General features: G+C 59.3%; 16 protein-coding genes. 4 read left to right on the top strand and 12 right to left on the bottom strand.

Annotation, left to right across the window (positions count from 1 at the left end):
• Positions 1-1,156: 1,156 nt before the first annotated feature.
• Both P3T42_RS17675 and P3T42_RS17670 read left to right on the top strand, forming a co-directional pair.
• Positions 1,157-1,657 carry a hypothetical protein gene (locus tag P3T42_RS17675; RefSeq protein ID WP_429306783.1) on the top strand — a complete coding sequence of 167 codons (501 nt, stop codon included), beginning with the start codon at positions 1,157-1,159 and terminating at the stop codon, positions 1,655-1,657.
• A 201-nt stretch (positions 1,658-1,858) separates the two neighbouring features.
• The gene (locus P3T42_RS17670) at positions 1,859-2,371 is read left to right on the top strand and encodes a GNAT family N-acetyltransferase (protein ID WP_429306782.1); all 513 of its coding nucleotides are present in this window, start codon (positions 1,859-1,861) and stop codon (positions 2,369-2,371) included.
• Positions 2,372-2,427: 56 nt separating this feature from the next.
• On the opposite strand, the gene P3T42_RS17665 is transcribed toward P3T42_RS17670, so the two are convergent.
• Positions 2,428-3,336, bottom strand: coding sequence for an alpha/beta fold hydrolase (locus P3T42_RS17665; protein ID WP_429306781.1), 909 nt, complete (start codon positions 3,334-3,336; stop codon positions 2,428-2,430).
• A gap of 98 nt (positions 3,337-3,434) precedes the next feature.
• On the opposite strand from P3T42_RS17665, the gene P3T42_RS17660 reads away from it, so the two are divergent.
• Entirely contained in the window at positions 3,435-4,037 is a 603-nt protein-coding gene (locus P3T42_RS17660) for a CGNR zinc finger domain-containing protein (RefSeq protein WP_429306780.1), read from the top strand.
• A gap of 383 nt (positions 4,038-4,420) precedes the next feature.
• Here P3T42_RS17660 and P3T42_RS17655 read toward each other — a convergent pair whose 3' ends face one another.
• From P3T42_RS17655 to P3T42_RS17620, 8 genes are all read right to left on the bottom strand, one after another.
• The gene (locus P3T42_RS17655) at positions 4,421-4,756 is read right to left on the bottom strand and encodes a BrnA antitoxin family protein (RefSeq protein WP_429306779.1); all 336 of its coding nucleotides are present in this window, start codon (positions 4,754-4,756) and stop codon (positions 4,421-4,423) included.
• Positions 4,719-5,024, bottom strand: coding sequence for a BrnT family toxin (locus P3T42_RS17650; RefSeq protein ID WP_429306792.1), 306 nt, complete (start codon positions 5,022-5,024; stop codon positions 4,719-4,721). Before P3T42_RS17650 ends, P3T42_RS17655 begins: the two co-directional genes overlap by 38 nt.
• A 104-nt stretch (positions 5,025-5,128) precedes the next feature.
• The gene (locus P3T42_RS17645) at positions 5,129-5,659 is read right to left on the bottom strand and encodes an IS21 family transposase (protein ID WP_429306778.1); all 531 of its coding nucleotides are present in this window, start codon (positions 5,657-5,659) and stop codon (positions 5,129-5,131) included.
• Positions 5,660-5,924: 265 nt separating this feature from the next.
• Positions 5,925-6,893: a hypothetical protein gene (locus tag P3T42_RS17640; protein ID WP_429306777.1), complete on the bottom strand. Its 969-nt coding sequence runs from the start codon at positions 6,891-6,893 to the stop codon at positions 5,925-5,927.
• Between the two features lie 416 nt (positions 6,894-7,309).
• Entirely contained in the window at positions 7,310-8,494 is a 1,185-nt protein-coding gene (locus P3T42_RS17635) for an epoxide hydrolase family protein (RefSeq protein WP_429306776.1), read from the bottom strand.
• 169 nt (positions 8,495-8,663) lie between these two features.
• Positions 8,664-9,779 carry a branched-chain amino acid ABC transporter substrate-binding protein gene (locus P3T42_RS17630; protein WP_429306775.1) on the bottom strand — a complete coding sequence of 372 codons (1,116 nt, stop codon included), beginning with the start codon at positions 9,777-9,779 and terminating at the stop codon, positions 8,664-8,666.
• Positions 9,780-9,833: 54 nt separating this feature from the next.
• A complete protein-coding gene (locus P3T42_RS17625) occupies positions 9,834-10,748 on the bottom strand; it encodes a dihydrodipicolinate synthase family protein (RefSeq protein WP_429306791.1) in 915 nt (304 codons plus the stop codon).
• Positions 10,749-10,794: 46 nt separating this feature from the next.
• Positions 10,795-11,856 carry a proline racemase family protein gene (locus P3T42_RS17620; protein WP_429306774.1) on the bottom strand — a complete coding sequence of 354 codons (1,062 nt, stop codon included), beginning with the start codon at positions 11,854-11,856 and terminating at the stop codon, positions 10,795-10,797.
• A 318-nt stretch (positions 11,857-12,174) separates the two neighbouring features.
• On the opposite strand from P3T42_RS17620, the gene P3T42_RS17615 reads away from it, so the two are divergent.
• The gene (locus P3T42_RS17615; RefSeq protein WP_074295494.1) at positions 12,175-12,867 is read left to right on the top strand and encodes a GntR family transcriptional regulator; all 693 of its coding nucleotides are present in this window, start codon (positions 12,175-12,177) and stop codon (positions 12,865-12,867) included.
• 76 nt (positions 12,868-12,943) lie between these two features.
• On the opposite strand, the gene P3T42_RS17610 is transcribed toward P3T42_RS17615, so the two are convergent.
• The 3 genes from P3T42_RS17610 to P3T42_RS17600 all read right to left on the bottom strand — a co-directional run bounded on the left by P3T42_RS17610 (position 12,944) and on the right by P3T42_RS17600 (position 15,372).
• The gene (locus P3T42_RS17610; protein WP_074295495.1) at positions 12,944-13,645 is read right to left on the bottom strand and encodes an AIM24 family protein; all 702 of its coding nucleotides are present in this window, start codon (positions 13,643-13,645) and stop codon (positions 12,944-12,946) included.
• Between the two features lie 455 nt (positions 13,646-14,100).
• Positions 14,101-14,475, bottom strand: coding sequence for a tautomerase family protein (locus P3T42_RS17605; protein WP_429306773.1), 375 nt, complete (start codon positions 14,473-14,475; stop codon positions 14,101-14,103).
• Positions 14,476-14,571: 96 nt separating this feature from the next.
• Positions 14,572-15,372 carry an acetoacetate decarboxylase family protein gene (locus P3T42_RS17600; RefSeq protein WP_429306772.1) on the bottom strand — a complete coding sequence of 267 codons (801 nt, stop codon included), beginning with the start codon at positions 15,370-15,372 and terminating at the stop codon, positions 14,572-14,574.
• Positions 15,373-15,427: the final 55 nt, after the last annotated feature.

The raw sequence follows: 15,427 nt of genomic DNA, 5'->3' as shown, positions 1-15,427 counted from the left end.
AACACCCAAGGTAGGAGCCCGGTGCCCGAATTGGGCACGCCGGGATCTGTGCGGGGGGTGCTCAGCAATGGGCATCCCTACCGCAATCCTCGGCCAGGAAGGGTCAGTCGACGTATGCGCCCAGATCGCCGACAATCGGGCAAGCATTTAGAGGTTCAGAAAAGGGGCACGCGTGAAATCTCTATTCATTTTTCTAATGGTGGTGCTCTATAACTGCGCCGCGTTTGCCGCGCCAGTTGACAACCCCGCCCCCAATGATCGAGTAGAGGTAACCGGCACGATACCCGACGATGTCGAAGCCGTTCTTGTCGAAGATTGGTACGCAACAACGGACTCGATGTTCTGTCAACACAAGGTTGGAGAGGCTGGCTTCATGCCTAGCCATTTCGCGAAGCGTGCAACACAGACGTCCGCGTCGAATGGGCAGCGATCTTGGCTTGTCTGGCGAGATGACGTAAAGCCCGGACACTGTGGTTGGACGTTGAAGCAAGTTGTGGTCTATCTTAACTCCAAGGCGTCCGGGGAGGATCCCGTTCGGGCGTCCAACATTCCCGTCCGGGTTGCTTATGTCTGCCGGACTGGAGAGAACTGCCTGAACACCTGGGCTTCAAACGACGACAGTGAAAAACCGACCTTTCACCGTTGCGACTTTGCGTCTGCCAGTCAGTTGGGACCTGGAAACTCGGCCAATCCATGCGCCCTTTTTGATGAAAAAGCGCGAGGGACTGACTTCGGGAAGTATGAACACATCCTTCGGCCTGGCCAACACACAGTTCGATTCGTTATAACTGAAGTGGGAAAGCAACATCCGTAACCGCCGTCGAGCGGCTGCTTTGTAACAACGCCACAGTCCGCTCCGGGTCGGTTACGGTGCCGACGCACGATGCGCGCCCGACGAATTCACGCGTGCTGGACGTCGGGCGGGGTTCGGCCGAGGCTGTGTCAAAACTCGAAACTACCCGGTTTTCGGGTGTCGCTTTACCCTTCCCGACGTGCCGCGAAGCCGATACAGAGCGTTTTGATAGGTCGACTTTCTCGCTCGATGTCGAAGTCGCACGTTTTGACACAGCCTCGGCCACAAGCAGCCGTTCGACATCGGGGCCCAGTTCGTCGACAATCGAGATTCGCGGTAACCGACCGTTTTCACTCTGGCGCCATGCTTCCGATCGATAACTCATCCCATTACGCAAGCGTTGAAAAACCACGTAAAAGATCGCGCCTCATCATCGGGGTGATGGTAGTCGCCAGCCTGTGCGTAGCGCTTGGTACCTGGTACGCTCAAAAGCTGCAGGATGAGCACGACTACGCCCGATACACGGCGCCCAACGAGGGAGATCTGGTTCGCGCAACAGGGCAGATCACAAGGGTGTCGAATCACATACCGTACCTCGAAGTTCGTCTAGACGACGGTCGCGACTTGCTGGCGACTTTCCTGATCTTCCCGCAGCGTGGCGGCCACAACATCTATGTGAAAGACACCGGCGCTTTTAATCAGGCGAAACTGTCATCGCTCACAAGTTGTCGGCGCGCGGAATTCGAGTTTTATCCGATGCACGGTTCTATGATCAGCTATTGGATTTATGGCCTGAAATGCGATGGAACCGAAGTGCTCAGCTACCAGGATACGATGAGTTATCTTGCGCTTCGCAAGCCGTGACAGAAGATGCACAAAGCTGCCACTTTCGGGCGTCCGTTGCAGACCAACTAAGGTCGACCACGTGCATTCAACTCGATATCAGTGGCGGTCGAACACCAGCCGACAACGAACTGCCACGTTCGGCCAGTTTCGGCCGTTCGCAAGAGGGGCCGGGATCGTCGACATATCTTCAAGGCAATTTGTACTCAGTCGCATGAGACGATGCCTAACCGTGAGACCTCCCGTATCAACATGCGCCCGATCCATACCACTATTCTTGATCATCGAAATCCTCACGTTGCTGAGGCGATTCTTGCGGTACAGCATGCAGCCTATCGACAAGAAGCCGCGTTGCTTGGCGTCGAGCGTTTTCCGCCACTAGATCGGAACGTGACAGATATCCTCCGCTCTGAGGATCGTTTCTTCGGAGCATGGATTGACGATGCCATGGTGGGCGTTGCGAGCATAGCGGCGACCAATGATCAGGCTCCGGCCTGCATCTCGTCCATGACGGTGAGCCCGAGCTATCAGCGAAGAGGCGTTGCGAGCGCCTTAATGTTGACTCTTCTGGCGGAAGTCGGTGCGGAACCACTCACGGTTTCGACCGGGGCACGAAATAGTCCTGCTATCGCACTCTATGTGGCGTTCGGATTTGTCGTTGTTAGATCTTGGAGGTTGGAGGAATTCAATCTTGAGCTTGTTGAGCTAGGACGTGCTGCCGGCCCCCTTGACTGAGCAACTATAAAATCCGGTCTATGGGCGCAGGAGCATGTCAGACCGCGTTCGGCCAACTAGAGACGTTCGACCTCGGACCCAGGATAGCCGGCAATTTGGTGTCGTTCTCCCAACTGCAGAAAACCCATCATCTCGCTGGCAATCGCTTCGGGAGCGTCTTCCTGCATCAAATGCCCCGACCCAGAAACCCGGGTGAAGCGTGCCCCGGGGATCATCGCCGATAATTCCAAGCCTCGATCGACCGGAATCCACTGATCCTCCTCGCCCCACAAGATGGAAACCGGGCAGCGAAGTTCTCCATAGCGCGATTGAACCTCATCGGTATAGCGCTGGTCCATCTGGGCGATTTGCCGATAGAACGCCGCTTGACCCAGTTCGCCCATCCATGGCGACGAGTAAACGCGCAATGTGTCTGCCGCGAGCGTTCGGTTCGCGGCGCCCTGCAGATATGCGTTGACCATCGCTTCATGAATGTACGCGGGCACGCTTGCGAACGCAGCCTCATGCGCGCGCACATGACGAACAAACGGTGAGCCCCACGGGGCGACCGCCACCGGATCGATCAGCAGCAGAGATCGATACTCGCATCGGTCCAGCAAGGCTGCCCTGAGCGCTGTGGCGCCGCCGAAATCATGGGCAACCACGTCTGGCTTTTCGAGCCGCCAATGCTTGAGCAAGGCTGCAAGCACGCGATTCTGAACGCCCAGTGAGACATCCTGATCCGCGCGCTGCTCAGAGATCCCGTAACCAAGCAGATCGAAGTAGAAGACTTGTCGAAAGCGAGCCGCAATCGGCGCAATGCGGTGCCAGACCTGCGAAGAAAACGGCGTTCCATGTACCAGCACTATCGGCTTGCCCGCGCCGATTACGCCATAGCGTACTGACTGGTCATCGAAGTCAAAAGAATGTGCCAAAGGCAACGCTCCAGGAAACAGCTGCTGAAATTGCCGCGAAGTATCCGTCATGAATCGCCTTGTGCATTGGACTGTTGCGAAGAACAAGCATAGACTAACCATCAAAATCCTTCAAGGAGGTTATATTGGCCAGTGTAAGAGAATCGCGTGTGCGAGCAGACGCGGGCGTAGGCGGGCACCTCGTCCTTAACTTCGTGAACACATGCGGCGGCGCTGGTAAGGAGCGTGACGTCGAGCGATTGGTCGACTGGCGTGACGCTATCGACTGGGCTACGGCGAGCGGTGTCCTTAATCCGGCTGATAGTCGCCTGATCGAGAAAGCGCGGTCGCGCGCGGGGCACCGCCCATCCGATATCCTGAAAGAGCTGACGGAACTGCGAGAAGCCGTGCACGCAGTGTTCTCTGCGATCGCTGGCGGCGCTCTGCCTTCGGAGACAGCTCGGCTGCGGCTGGAAGGTTATATCGTCGAGGCAATGAGCCATTCGACGCTGTTCGTTGAAGGACGAGCACCGGTGCGCTGGACGGTATGCCCCGAGAAGGCCGGCAGCGCGCTCATAAAGGACCGGCTTGCTATCGCGGCGAGCGAACTGCTTTCGCAACCGATCCTTTCGAATGTCCGAGAGTGTGGCGCATGCTCGTGGTTGTTCCTCGATCTCTCGCGGAGCAGGTCGCGACGATGGTGCTCGATGGCCACTTGTGGAAATCGCGCAAAAGCACAACGCCACTACCATACGATGAGAGCGACATCTTAAACGGCAGTCCAAACGTGCGTGATGGAGCGGGCGGGCTCGTCGCCTCCAGCTTTCCGTGCACGGACCAATGACCGCTTTGGAGAAAGCTGAATGACCGGTTCGGGTCGATCTGAGACCATCGTTGAAGTCGATGTGGCGCTATCTGGTCGAAAAAAAACCGACCGGAATCCGGTCGGCGAAGGGTTCTGGCTATTCCGAGGGCCGTGCCAGAACCTGAGAGGATCGCATTATGCCGCACAACCTGGCGCGGCAAATGTGCTCCAGATAACGACCGTGGACGTTATGCCCGCATGGAGCAGCGGCACGGAGACTGCTGGCGCAGTTTGGGAGCGCACGCAGGGAAGGGGAGACGGACAGAAAAAGCCCGCCGAAGCGGGCTTTCGTTACATCATGCCGTGCGACCTGGCATAGTCGCGCAGGGCATCGTTCATGCGTGTCTGCCAGCCTTCGCCGGTTGCACGGAATGCGTCGAGCACGTCCCGATCATAGCGAACGCTCGTCGCGACCTTCGTAACGTCAGCCAGCGGCCGGCCGCGGCGCTTCAACAGATCGGCCGCGGCGTCTTCACCAATCCGCTTTGGAAGCGTTTCACGCGCGGGGCGCATCCGTCGAATTTCGTCGGTGCCCAGTTCGCGCGTGTCGGGATCTGCCGCGATGCCCCGATTGATCGCTGCATTTTCCTCATCGGTCGGCATCACGATAGTGCGTTTGCTCAACATAATCATTCACCTCACGTTTGTTTGCCTTGCGAAGGCTGATAGCGCGCAGCGTTTCGCCGCGCACCGTATAGACCAGGCAATAGAGCCGATCGCCGATCAGGCCGTACGCGATAAAGCGTTGCTCGCCGTATGCGTACCGGTCATCAAGCGCGTCGATTGCGCTGTCCCATTCGAAGCTCCCGGCAAGCGCTAGCGAGACCCCGTGTTTGCTGCGATTGATCTGGTCTTTGGCTGGGTCGAATTCGATCCCTTGCGATTTATTGTACATACGATAAATTATTGGTGCAAGGTTAGGCGGCGCGCGGCGACGTTTCTTGTCCGCGCGCCGTTGGCTGCGTTGATTCAGGTTCAGTTGCGCATTTGTCGCCCACGTCACGACGCTGCTTTCTCGTGTACGTATGCGGGCGGATCGACGCCCGAAAACATCCGGCCGGAGCGCCACATGCGCGGCAACTCGACCGCGAGCATGCGCCAGCGTGCAAGCACGGACGCGAACGTGCCTTCGCGCTTGGCACGGCGGATCTTGTCGATTACGCTCCATCCACGGACATACAGTGCGAAGCTGCGCCGGCTCGACAGAAAATGGGGGGCATGCACGCCGACCCAGGCGAGCAGTTCGGCAGGTGGAACGTCCGGTGCGGCCGGATCAGGGGCGATGTTGGCAACCACGGCGGGTTCGTCGGTCGGCGCGGCGCCACGGGTGTCGCCAGACGCCGCAGCGGCTTCGAGTGCGAGCAGGCGGAGCACTTCGATACGGTGCCAGGGGATCGGCGAGCGGCCGGAGATGTAATTGCGGATTGAGCGTGAGCAACAGCGCAAGGTGCGAGCGACGGCCGCGACGGAAAGACCCTCGGTCAAGGCGAGAAACTCATTGAGGCAGCCGTGACGGGGTTCTGCGGACACCTGGAATCCTGCTGAAAATCAGAAGCGGCGCGAAATATAACAGAGTGCTTACAATTTCGCACAAACTTCAGACAAATGTAATTTTCAGTGCTGGAGTTAGCTAAGCTATTTGACATAATATAAATTATCAACATTTCGGTTGTAGTAGCTTTTTAGAAATGTCCGCTTTTAGCCAAGTTCAAATGTCCGCTTTCCCGCCGGAGCCCACGCCACCAAACAACGCTTGCCGAACGATTCTATCGACGCGACGGGACCCCAAGAGAACTCAATTCGAGGGGATCGGCACGAATTGATCGCTCGCAATGAAATGGAAGTCAAAGTCACTGGAAGACGACTGCGGCAAAGTAATTCGAATGATCGGGATAAACCCACCATTAGTGACTTTGTAGTAGTCGCTCTGGTCCTCTTGCGCGTCTTTGAGTCCTTGTCCGCCGTCGTCGTTGCTGTTGGCTACGATATAGAAAAGGGATTGTATGGGCAGCACGGATGGATCAACGTCGGTGGTCCATACGGTCAATCGTAATTCGTCCTGTTCCTGAAATGAAACGTCATTGAACATGTCCCGCGCCTGGATAGTCGCGTAAAAAGCCTGGGCAGTATTCCCATATTTTGAGCCCTCGCTTACGTCGAATCCGCATTGATAGAGACCATTAGATTGGTTGAGCCCACCGTCGCCGCTTTTGTACTGGGTCAACCACTGCTGCGCTGTGGTAATTCCCTGCCCCTGGCACGGACTACTTTGCTTCAAATACGTCGTGTCCGGGCCGCAGCCTTCGTTCTGTCGGTAATCCGTCCAGCCGTCCAGGGGGAAGGAGCATAAAACATCGAGCTTTATCTTCCGGTCTGAACCGCTGTAGCGGTATTTTCCTAACAGAGGGTATAGCGTATATCCATGTGAACCGTTGCTTTTGAATTTATCGAACCTGGCGTCATGCCGGATGTACGAAAATGACACGGCGCCTTCATGCAAGGACGACGGCGAAGGCTGCCAGAAGTAGTAGCTTTGTCCCGCTACTGGCCGTGCCGTCTCGCGAATGATTATTCCAGAACATAAAAACGCCGGCGCCGTGTTACCACCGCAGTCCTTGCCGGTATCGTAGTAAAGATTGCCCATGTCTTGCGCCGTGTGAGGAGAAGACGCAGCGTTGCTGGTTATGGCTGTGGATTCCGCGGCGCAGACGGTTAACGTCAGCGCGCCAATGGCTACGCAAATAGCATAACAAAAATTTTTCACGATTTCTCCCCTGCTGATTATTAGATTTCTTCGTCCTCTCTTGCGGGCAGCAAGCTAATAGCGTCGCCGCCTGATCAGCATAGGTTATTGAAAACAATATTCAAATTAAACGTATTTTTAATCGAATAGCTGCGATCGAATACAGCCGTCACGCAGTCTGTTGACTCGCCAGTTTTATTTTCCGACGCAATACTCGGTCATTCATGCGTCAATTGCCTCATCCACTGTTTAAAACCAGTGACCCGAGGACGCGTTTAGGGAGCGACTGCATCGACCGCCTCCTGAATCTTTGACAGATGCCGGAAAGCGAGCGACTCGCTGATTGGCACTATCATTTCGACCGACACGATGTTCTCCTGTTTTTGCAGTCCCAACTATGGCCCGACCCGGCTTTACACCTACTGACTCCCGCTGCTTTAACCGCCGCTTTTCGCCGGGGGCCGAAGCGCGTGCCGCAGCGGACGGAAGAACGCGCGAATGTCCTCGGCCAGCAACTCCGGCTGCTCCAGGGCCGCGAAATGGCCACCCTTCGACATCAGGGTCCATCGCTGCACATTGAAGGCGCGCTCCACCCACGAACGCGGGGGCATCGGCAACTCGCGCGGAAACACCGCCACGCCGAGCGGCGTCGCAACCCGTTCGGACGTTTCGAAGGCCAGCGGGCGGAGCCGACCTTCCTTGTAGATCCGAAACGAGGCGTCGAGCATGTGGCCGAACCAGTAGATCGAAATGTCGGTCAACAGTTCGTCCATCGTGAAGACGCGTTCGACATCGCCGCCGCAATCGCTCCACGTGCGGAACTTCTCCGCGATCCAGGCAGCGAGGCCCACGGGAGAATCCGTCAGCCCATAGGCCAAGGTCTGTGGCCTGGTGCTCTGCTGGGCCGCATAGGCGCCCTCCGCGCTCGACCAGGCGGCGACGGTGTCCAGATACGTCTGTTCGTCCGCGGTCACCGGCGGCAGGCCGGCGCCCAACGGGGGCCGAAAACTCCCGGGGATATAGTTGATGTGGGCGCCAATGATCTGCTCGGGGAAGCGACGTGCCAGCCACGCCGAGACACCCGCGCCGATGTCCCCGCCTTGCGCCCCGAAGCGCTCGTAGCCGAGCCCGTTCATCAGCTTGAGCCACAATCCGGCAACGCGGTAGGGGCTGACACCGGGGCTGGTCGGAGCCGCAGAAAAGCCGAAACCGGGCAACGAAGGGACGACGACATGGAACGCATCGGCCGGATCATGACCATGCGCTGCGGGGTCGGTGAGAAGCGGGATGATGCGCTCCATCTCGACGAAGGAGCCGGGCCACCCGTGCGTGAGGACGAGCGGCATCGGCGCTGGCCCCTTGCCAGTCTGGTGGACGAAATGAATATCGAGCCCGTCTACCGTCGCCAGGTACTGCGGCAGACGGTTCAGCCGTGCCTCCTGCACGCGCCAGTCGAACTGGTTCAGCCAATGCTCGGTCAGTCGCCGGATGAAAGCAAGGCTTGCCCCGTCGTCCCATTGCTCTGCATTGATGGAGGCAGGAAATCGCGTTGCACGCAAACGCAGCTTCAGATCTTCGATCTGATCGTCCGGAACGTGGATCTTGAAGTCACGTAGATTCATCGCTGCACCCCATTTCTCATTGACACCCTCGGGTTTCGTGGGGCCAGGCGCGGCGCTAATCCGCGGAACGCTAGTGTATTCCCCCACGACCCGTTGCGTGTCAAGTCGATCCAAGGGCGCGCGAAAACCGCAGCGCCGCACGACGAGCCTGGCCTGCCCTCACCTCACCTCAATCAGGCACCAACTGGTTATTCCTGAACGTATAGATCGTCGTCGGCGCGCCCTTCAGATTGCCGTTGGCGTCGAACGAATAGTGTCCGGCGAGGCCGTCGTATTCCACGTTGGCCAGATAGGCGCGAATCTTCGCGCGGTCGGTCGTGGTCCCGGTCGCCTGCATGGCCTTGGCGATCAGCATGGCGCCGTCGTAGAAGTTCGGCGCGTAGACCAGCATGTCGATGTGGTACGTCGACTTATAGCGCTGAATGAACGCGCGCCCTGCCTCGGTCTTGTCGAGCGCGGAACCGCCCTGCGCGCAGAATACGCCCGACGACACATCGCCGGCCAGTTGCTGCAATTCCACGGAACAGATTCCGTCGCCGCCTAGGAGCGCCGAGCGCATGGCGATCTCGTGCATCTGCTTCAACATCGGACCGGCCTGGGCGGAATAGCCGCCGTAGAAGACCGCATCGGGATTCTTCGTTTTCAGCGTCGAGAGGATCGCCTTGAAGTCCACCGCTTTCGAGTTGGTATATTCCTGCGCCACCACGTTCAGGCCGATTTTCTTCGCCTCCTGCAGAAACTGATCGGCGATGCCCTGACCGTATGCCGTGCGATCGTCCACCACCGCCACCTGTTGAGCCTTCAGCACGTTCTTCGCGAAGTCCGCCATTGCGCCGCCCAACTGCGCATCGCTCGCGCCGATCCGGAAGATATCGTTAAAGCCTTGCGCCGTCAGCGCCGGGTTCGATGCGACCGGCAAGATCGCGACGCCCGCCGAGCTGAAGATGCGCGAGGCAGGAATCGCGACGCCCGAGTTGTTCGGCCCAAGGATCGCGATTGCGTCGCTATCCACGAGCTTTTGGGCGACCTGCACGCCCACTTTCGGGTCGCCCTGATCGTCCTCGGAATCGAGTTTGAAGGTCACCTTCTGCCCGCTCACCATGAACGATTTCGCGTTCAGGTCCTGCACCGCGAGCCGTGCACCGTTTTCGTTGTCTTTGCCGCTACCGGCTTCCCCGCCGGTCAGCGGACCGGACAAGCCGATGGTGACGGTCGTATCCGCCAGTACCCACCCCGGGACGATCGAAAGACCGCATATAAGAACCAGTTTTCTGAACGAGCGCATATCAAATCCTACGGATAATGGAATGGAAGTCCTCGGGGCGGCCTCTGCGGGCGCTTATAACAAATGAAGATCGGACGGCAAGGCGGGACGCGTCTCGAGCGAGCGCTTCACCAGGCTTTCGATCTGACTGCGCCGCTCGCCTTCGTGCGCCATGCGCGGCATGCGCACGCGGTCGTTCGAATCCGCGGCGATCGCTTCGACGAGCTTGATGTTCTGCACGAGGTACGTACTGACATCAAGATCGAGCAACGGACGGAACCAGCGGTAAATGACGAGCGCCTCGTCGTAGCGGCCAGCCTTCACGAGCTTGTAGATCGCGACCGTTTCGGCCGGGAACGCGCAGCACAATCCCGCGACCCATCCGTGCGCACCAACGGTCAATGCCTCGAATGCGAGGTTGTCGACGCCGGTCAGGACGTCGTAGCGTTCACCGAAGGCATTGAGGATTTCAGTGGTGCGGCGGATATCGTCGGAAGACTCCTTGATCGCCACGAAGTGATCGTCGCCAGCCAACGTTTCAAGCATTGAGTGTGTGACATCCACACGGTAGGCCAGGCGGTTCGAATAGATCATGACCGGCAAGCCGCCCGCAGCGGCAACCGCCTTCAGCGTAGCGACGGTTTCGCGTTCGTCGGTGTGATAGACCATGCTCGGCACCACCATCAGCCCTGCCGCACCGCTCTTTTGCGCCGCGCGGGCCAGCGAGCAGGATGCCTGGGTCGACGCATCGGCCACGGTCATCAGGACAGGCTTCGTGCCGGCCACAGCAAGCGCGACATCGAGCACTTCGATCCGTTCGGCGTGGGACAACATGGGCCCCTCGCCGAGCGAACCGCACACAATCAACCCGTCGCAGCCTGCATCGAGCTGAAGGGAAAAGCTTCGCGCCATCTCATCGTGATCGAGGCTGCCGTCCGGCTTGAACTTCGTCGTTACCGCGGGATAAACGCCTTTCCACATAATTTCCAGTCCTTAATGAATGATGTCCTCGGTCGGACATTGCCCAGCCCTACACTTAAAGCCGGGATTTGATGAGCTTGTCGTCCACGGCCTCAAGCCAGGTGTCGGACAGGGTGAATCCCGTCGGGAAACGGTCGCTCGGATCGACGCCTACCTGTGAGATGGCGCTGATCCACGCCTGCCCGGCGACGACCGGCACCACGGCCGCATACGGGCCCACGTGGGTAACGGATTCGATCCGGCTTTCGAACAGCGAGCCGATGATGGATTCATGCACAAAGGTCTCGCCGACCTGGATCTGACCTTTCGCGTGCATCACCGCAAGCCGCGCAGACGTTCCGGTGCCGCACGGCGAGCGGTCGCACCGGCCAGGCGAAACGATGACCGTGTTGCGAGACTTGAGGACACCGGATTCGCGGCGCAGCGGCAGCACGAATTCCGTTTGCGTAATGCCCTTGATGAGCGGATTGAGCGGATGCGGCGACGGCAATTGCTCCGCGGCCGCTGTCTTGATGCGTTGACCGAGTTCGCAAAGCTCGCGTGCTTCGTCGGGCGTAATACCGAAACCCAGCGCCTGAGCGTCGACCAGCACGTACGTCATGCCGCCATAACCGACGTCGACCAGAAGGGTACCCACACCCTCCACTTCGATGTGCCGGTCAAGATGATTGGCGAAGGCCGGCTGGTTGGTGAACTGGACTTTCGTGACCTTGCCGTTGCTGCACTCGCAGCGCACGCCAATCAAACCCGCCGGCGACTCGAGAACCAGGTTCGTCACCGGTTCGGTCATCGGCAGAATGCCGGTTTCCAGCAACACCGTGGCCACGCAGATCGTATTCGAGCCCGACATGGCGGGGTATTCGGTGGATTCCGCGATCACGTAGCCCATCTGCGCCCGTGGATCGGTTGGCGGCAGAATGAAATTGACGCTTTGATTGGCCGATCCGCGCGGTTCGAACAGACATATCTTGCGTAGTTCGTCCAGGTGCTCCTCGAGATACATCATCTTGTCGAACATGCTCTTGCCCGGGACGTCGAACACACCGCCCGTCACCACGTTGCCGACTTCCCCCTCCGCGTGGCAGTTGACCACGTTCAGTACCCTGTTCCAGCGCATAAATTCCCCACGACGCGTTTGCATGACCAGGTGCGAAATTCCACCTCGCACACTGGAGATTGTATCCAATATGCTGCGTCCAATTTGGACAGTCAAGTGCCTTTTGCATATTTTCGGGGCCTTGGCCGCTGGGCGGCAGCGCCCGGATAGCCGCCCATTGAGAGCGGACGGGGCCCCGGCGGCGATTCGGTGCGAACGGGAGAATGGATACAGCATCCAGTTGTGGCATGATGTAATACCACTTTTGAAAACCGTCTTATGCACCGCCCCCTGTCCGCTTCCCCAAACACATCCGAACTCCCGTCCGACCAGGCGTCCGTGCCCGACGGAGCAAGGAGGCCAGGAAAAATCGTCCGCTCGACCACCGTCGACCTGGTCCTCGAAGCGATCAGGGGAAAAATCTTGCGTGGCGAGCTTGGCTCAGGCGAAGCATTGAGACAGGAAGCGCTGGCCGAGGAGCTCGGCGTCAGCCGCGTGCCGGTGCGGGAAGCGATTACGCGGCTGCAAGGCGAGGGGCTGGTGACGGTGATTGCCCACAAAGGGGCCTACGTATGCGGGATTTCGGTCGACGAGGTCCGCGAAACCTTTGAAATGCGGCTGCGCCTGGAACCCTGGATTTTTTCCAGGGCGATCCCCGCCACCACTGAGGCCTCGCGGGATGCGGCGCTTGCCATCGTGGACCAGATGGACCGCGCCACGGAGTCGACGTGGGGGCCGCTGAACTGGCGTTTTCACGAAACGCTCTATCTGCCCTCCGGCCTGAACCTCGCCATCGAAACGCTCAAGCGGCTGAATGACCGCAACGAGCGCTTCTTTCGCTTCCAGGTCGTCAATGTGCCGATTCGGGAGAATACCCATCGCGAGCACGTCGAACTCGTCGACGCGTCGCGTGCCGGCGATACGCGCCTTGGCGCACGCCTGCTGCGCGAACACCTGCATACCGCCATGGAGCAGATCGTGTCCGTCGCGGAGAATCTGGTGTCGCGCCAGAGCGGTCGGGAAGCCGAATAGCCGTGTCGATCGTTCACAGCGGGGCGGCAAGTGTCATCCCGTTGGGAGCGCATCGAGCAGCGGTAACGGTAAGACCCTACCGGTCGCTCGTCGCGTTGTTCACATACATGGACTGGATTCCCACCCGCCCTGGACCCGTGAACCGGTTCACCGTAAAGTTGAACCCTGCCGCAAAGAGACCGCTCGAAAGCCGGTCAACCACTGTGTCCATCTGGACCTGCGGATCCTTATAGAGCCATCCACCCGGCTCGACGTCGATCGTCTCTCCGGCAGCCAGCACTTTCTCGAAGACGTTGCCGTATCCATGCAGCCAGAGCACGCCTTCGCCGCCGTGGCCACGAAACTTGTCGACGAAGAAACCGGTCTGGCCGAACAGCATGTTCGTGATGCCGCGGAGCCGCTCGAAGGTGTATTCGATATTCGCCGTGGCGGCCAGGAACTGATGCTCCCGCACGTGCAGTTCCTCGCCCGCCCGTAGATGAATCGGCACCACGTGACCGGCGCCGTCGCGGCTGAATGCGATGATGCCGTTGCCGCTCGCCTCGGTGACGAACACCTGCATGCCGGCGAGCATGCGTTTGACGGCGCCCTTGACGGGCCGGATGCCGATGCGGACGTTCGAGTTCTTCCAGAGCAGGATGTGGTGCTCGAAATAGACCGGCTGGTTCGATACGTCGACCGACAAAACCGGCACGAGCTCACCGCCGATGTGATACGTCACGCCGCCGAAGCTTTCGTCGGCCGCCGCGGTAGGCAAGAGTCGGGGTAACTGATTCATGGGTTGTCCTGGGCTAAGAATCGTCGTGTCAGACGTGTATCGAACCGGCCAGTCAGTCCGGCCGGGCGCGCTTCGTATCGGCCTTGACGGGGTAAGCGGCGGCCAGCGCATTTCGGATCGCCGCGGGCTTCGTTTTCATTATGATGGATACGCCGGCTTGCAAGGGCTTCGCCTCATAGCCCGCGTCAGGGCCCTTTGACGTAGCCTGGCGCCTCGTCGTATAAGCGGATCGCGGACGAGCTCGTGCCGGTACGCGCCGCGACGTATCCGAACTGCATCGCGCGCGACCTTGAACTCGAATCGAAAGTGAGTATAAACGTATCCGTGCCGCGAGATCCCACGCACAGGCGTTGTCAACGGCTCTACCCAATCTGAACCGGGACAGCCAACTGACATCGCGATACGGTCAACAGAGCGGCACGCGCATCCAAGGCAGGCGCTGCACCTGCCCTCCTCTATTCGCCGGCGACTTCCGGCATGATCTGTCCCATCTCCATCGCCTGACTGGGCGGCACCTCCTGAATGCCGATCACAATCTGGTCATCGGGGGCGCCCGTCGCGGTCTGAAATAACGTCCAAAGACGCTGTAGCAAACCGCGCTTATACTCGGGCGAGCGGCCGGTTCGGATCAGCAGCGTCAGCGCGGCAGTGGCCGCTGCTTCTCCGGCGGTGAAGCCATTGCCGGGCGGATATTCCTGAAAGACCACATGCACCCAATTCTTTGGCACACCGGAATAGTCGGAATGCAGGTCGGTCAGTTCGACCGCGAGCTTCGACCTGGCCTCGCTGCTGAGTACGCCATGCTGGGTGATCAAGGTGTAGAGCGGCATGGTGAGCGGCTCCTATAGAGACGAGACGTTTGACGGGCATTCGCGAAGACGGTCGAGCCAACGCCCCCTGATCGGTCAGGGGGCCGTCACCAATCCTCAAGCGGCGTAGTTCTTGAGAATGCGCAGGTCCGTCACGGAGTACGCCATGCCGAGCCGGTAACCGCGGCCGACGCGCAGTGGCGCAATCAGATGCATGTCCTCGCCGTCGACTTCAGGAATCTTCAGTTCCGCCGAGCCGGTCCAGACGTCCACGATCGCGAGATTGTCCGTGAGCGACATGGTGAGTTCATCGACCGGCGGTTTCTCCTGAAGACCCGCTGCGAGTTGCGGAAAGTAACGGCGCATCGTCGTAGGCCGATTGAAAACACTCGCAGGGTTTGCGACAGGTTCGTCGAGCTGGATCCGGGCGGTGGCCAGCCGTTCGCCGTGCGCGGATACACTGGCGCCGAAGCGGCTGCCTTTGGCCAGCGGCGCCGCGGCCAGACTCGGTGCGGAGAAACTGCGGGTCTGGTAGACGCTGGCGAGCTTCTTCGGAAACCCCTGCGCCCAGCCGCGAGCGATGGCCGCGTCGTTATCGACGAAGATGTACGGGCAGTAGTTGACCGGCATACCGTCGAAGACGGCCTCGACCAGAACGAAGGCCTCGCGGTATTGATAGCGGGCGGGGTCCGTCAATTCGTCATTGGAACCTGTGAACTGCCAATCCAGAAACCAGAAGAAGGCACGCCCGGCCGATTGCTCGTCCACAATGACGCCCGGCGGCAGAAGCGCGGCGATCGCTTTCGGGTCGGCCCAGTATTCGATGGCGAGACAGTCGCTCGAGTAGTGCCACGGCGGCAACGTCGCCAGGGCCGACTTACCTTGCGGAGTGACAGGAACTGAAAACGCTTTAGGCATTTCGTTTTCTCCTCGGTTGGGGCGACCGGAAGTCATCGCCATAAAGCATTATTGT

The organism is Paraburkholderia sp. GAS38 (genome assembly GCF_050434965.1).
Taxonomy (GTDB): domain Bacteria; phylum Pseudomonadota; class Gammaproteobacteria; order Burkholderiales; family Burkholderiaceae; genus Paraburkholderia; species Paraburkholderia phenazinium_A.
The sequence above is the reverse complement of the archived record's forward strand: the minus strand, read 5'-3'. Positions and strand labels throughout refer to the sequence as shown.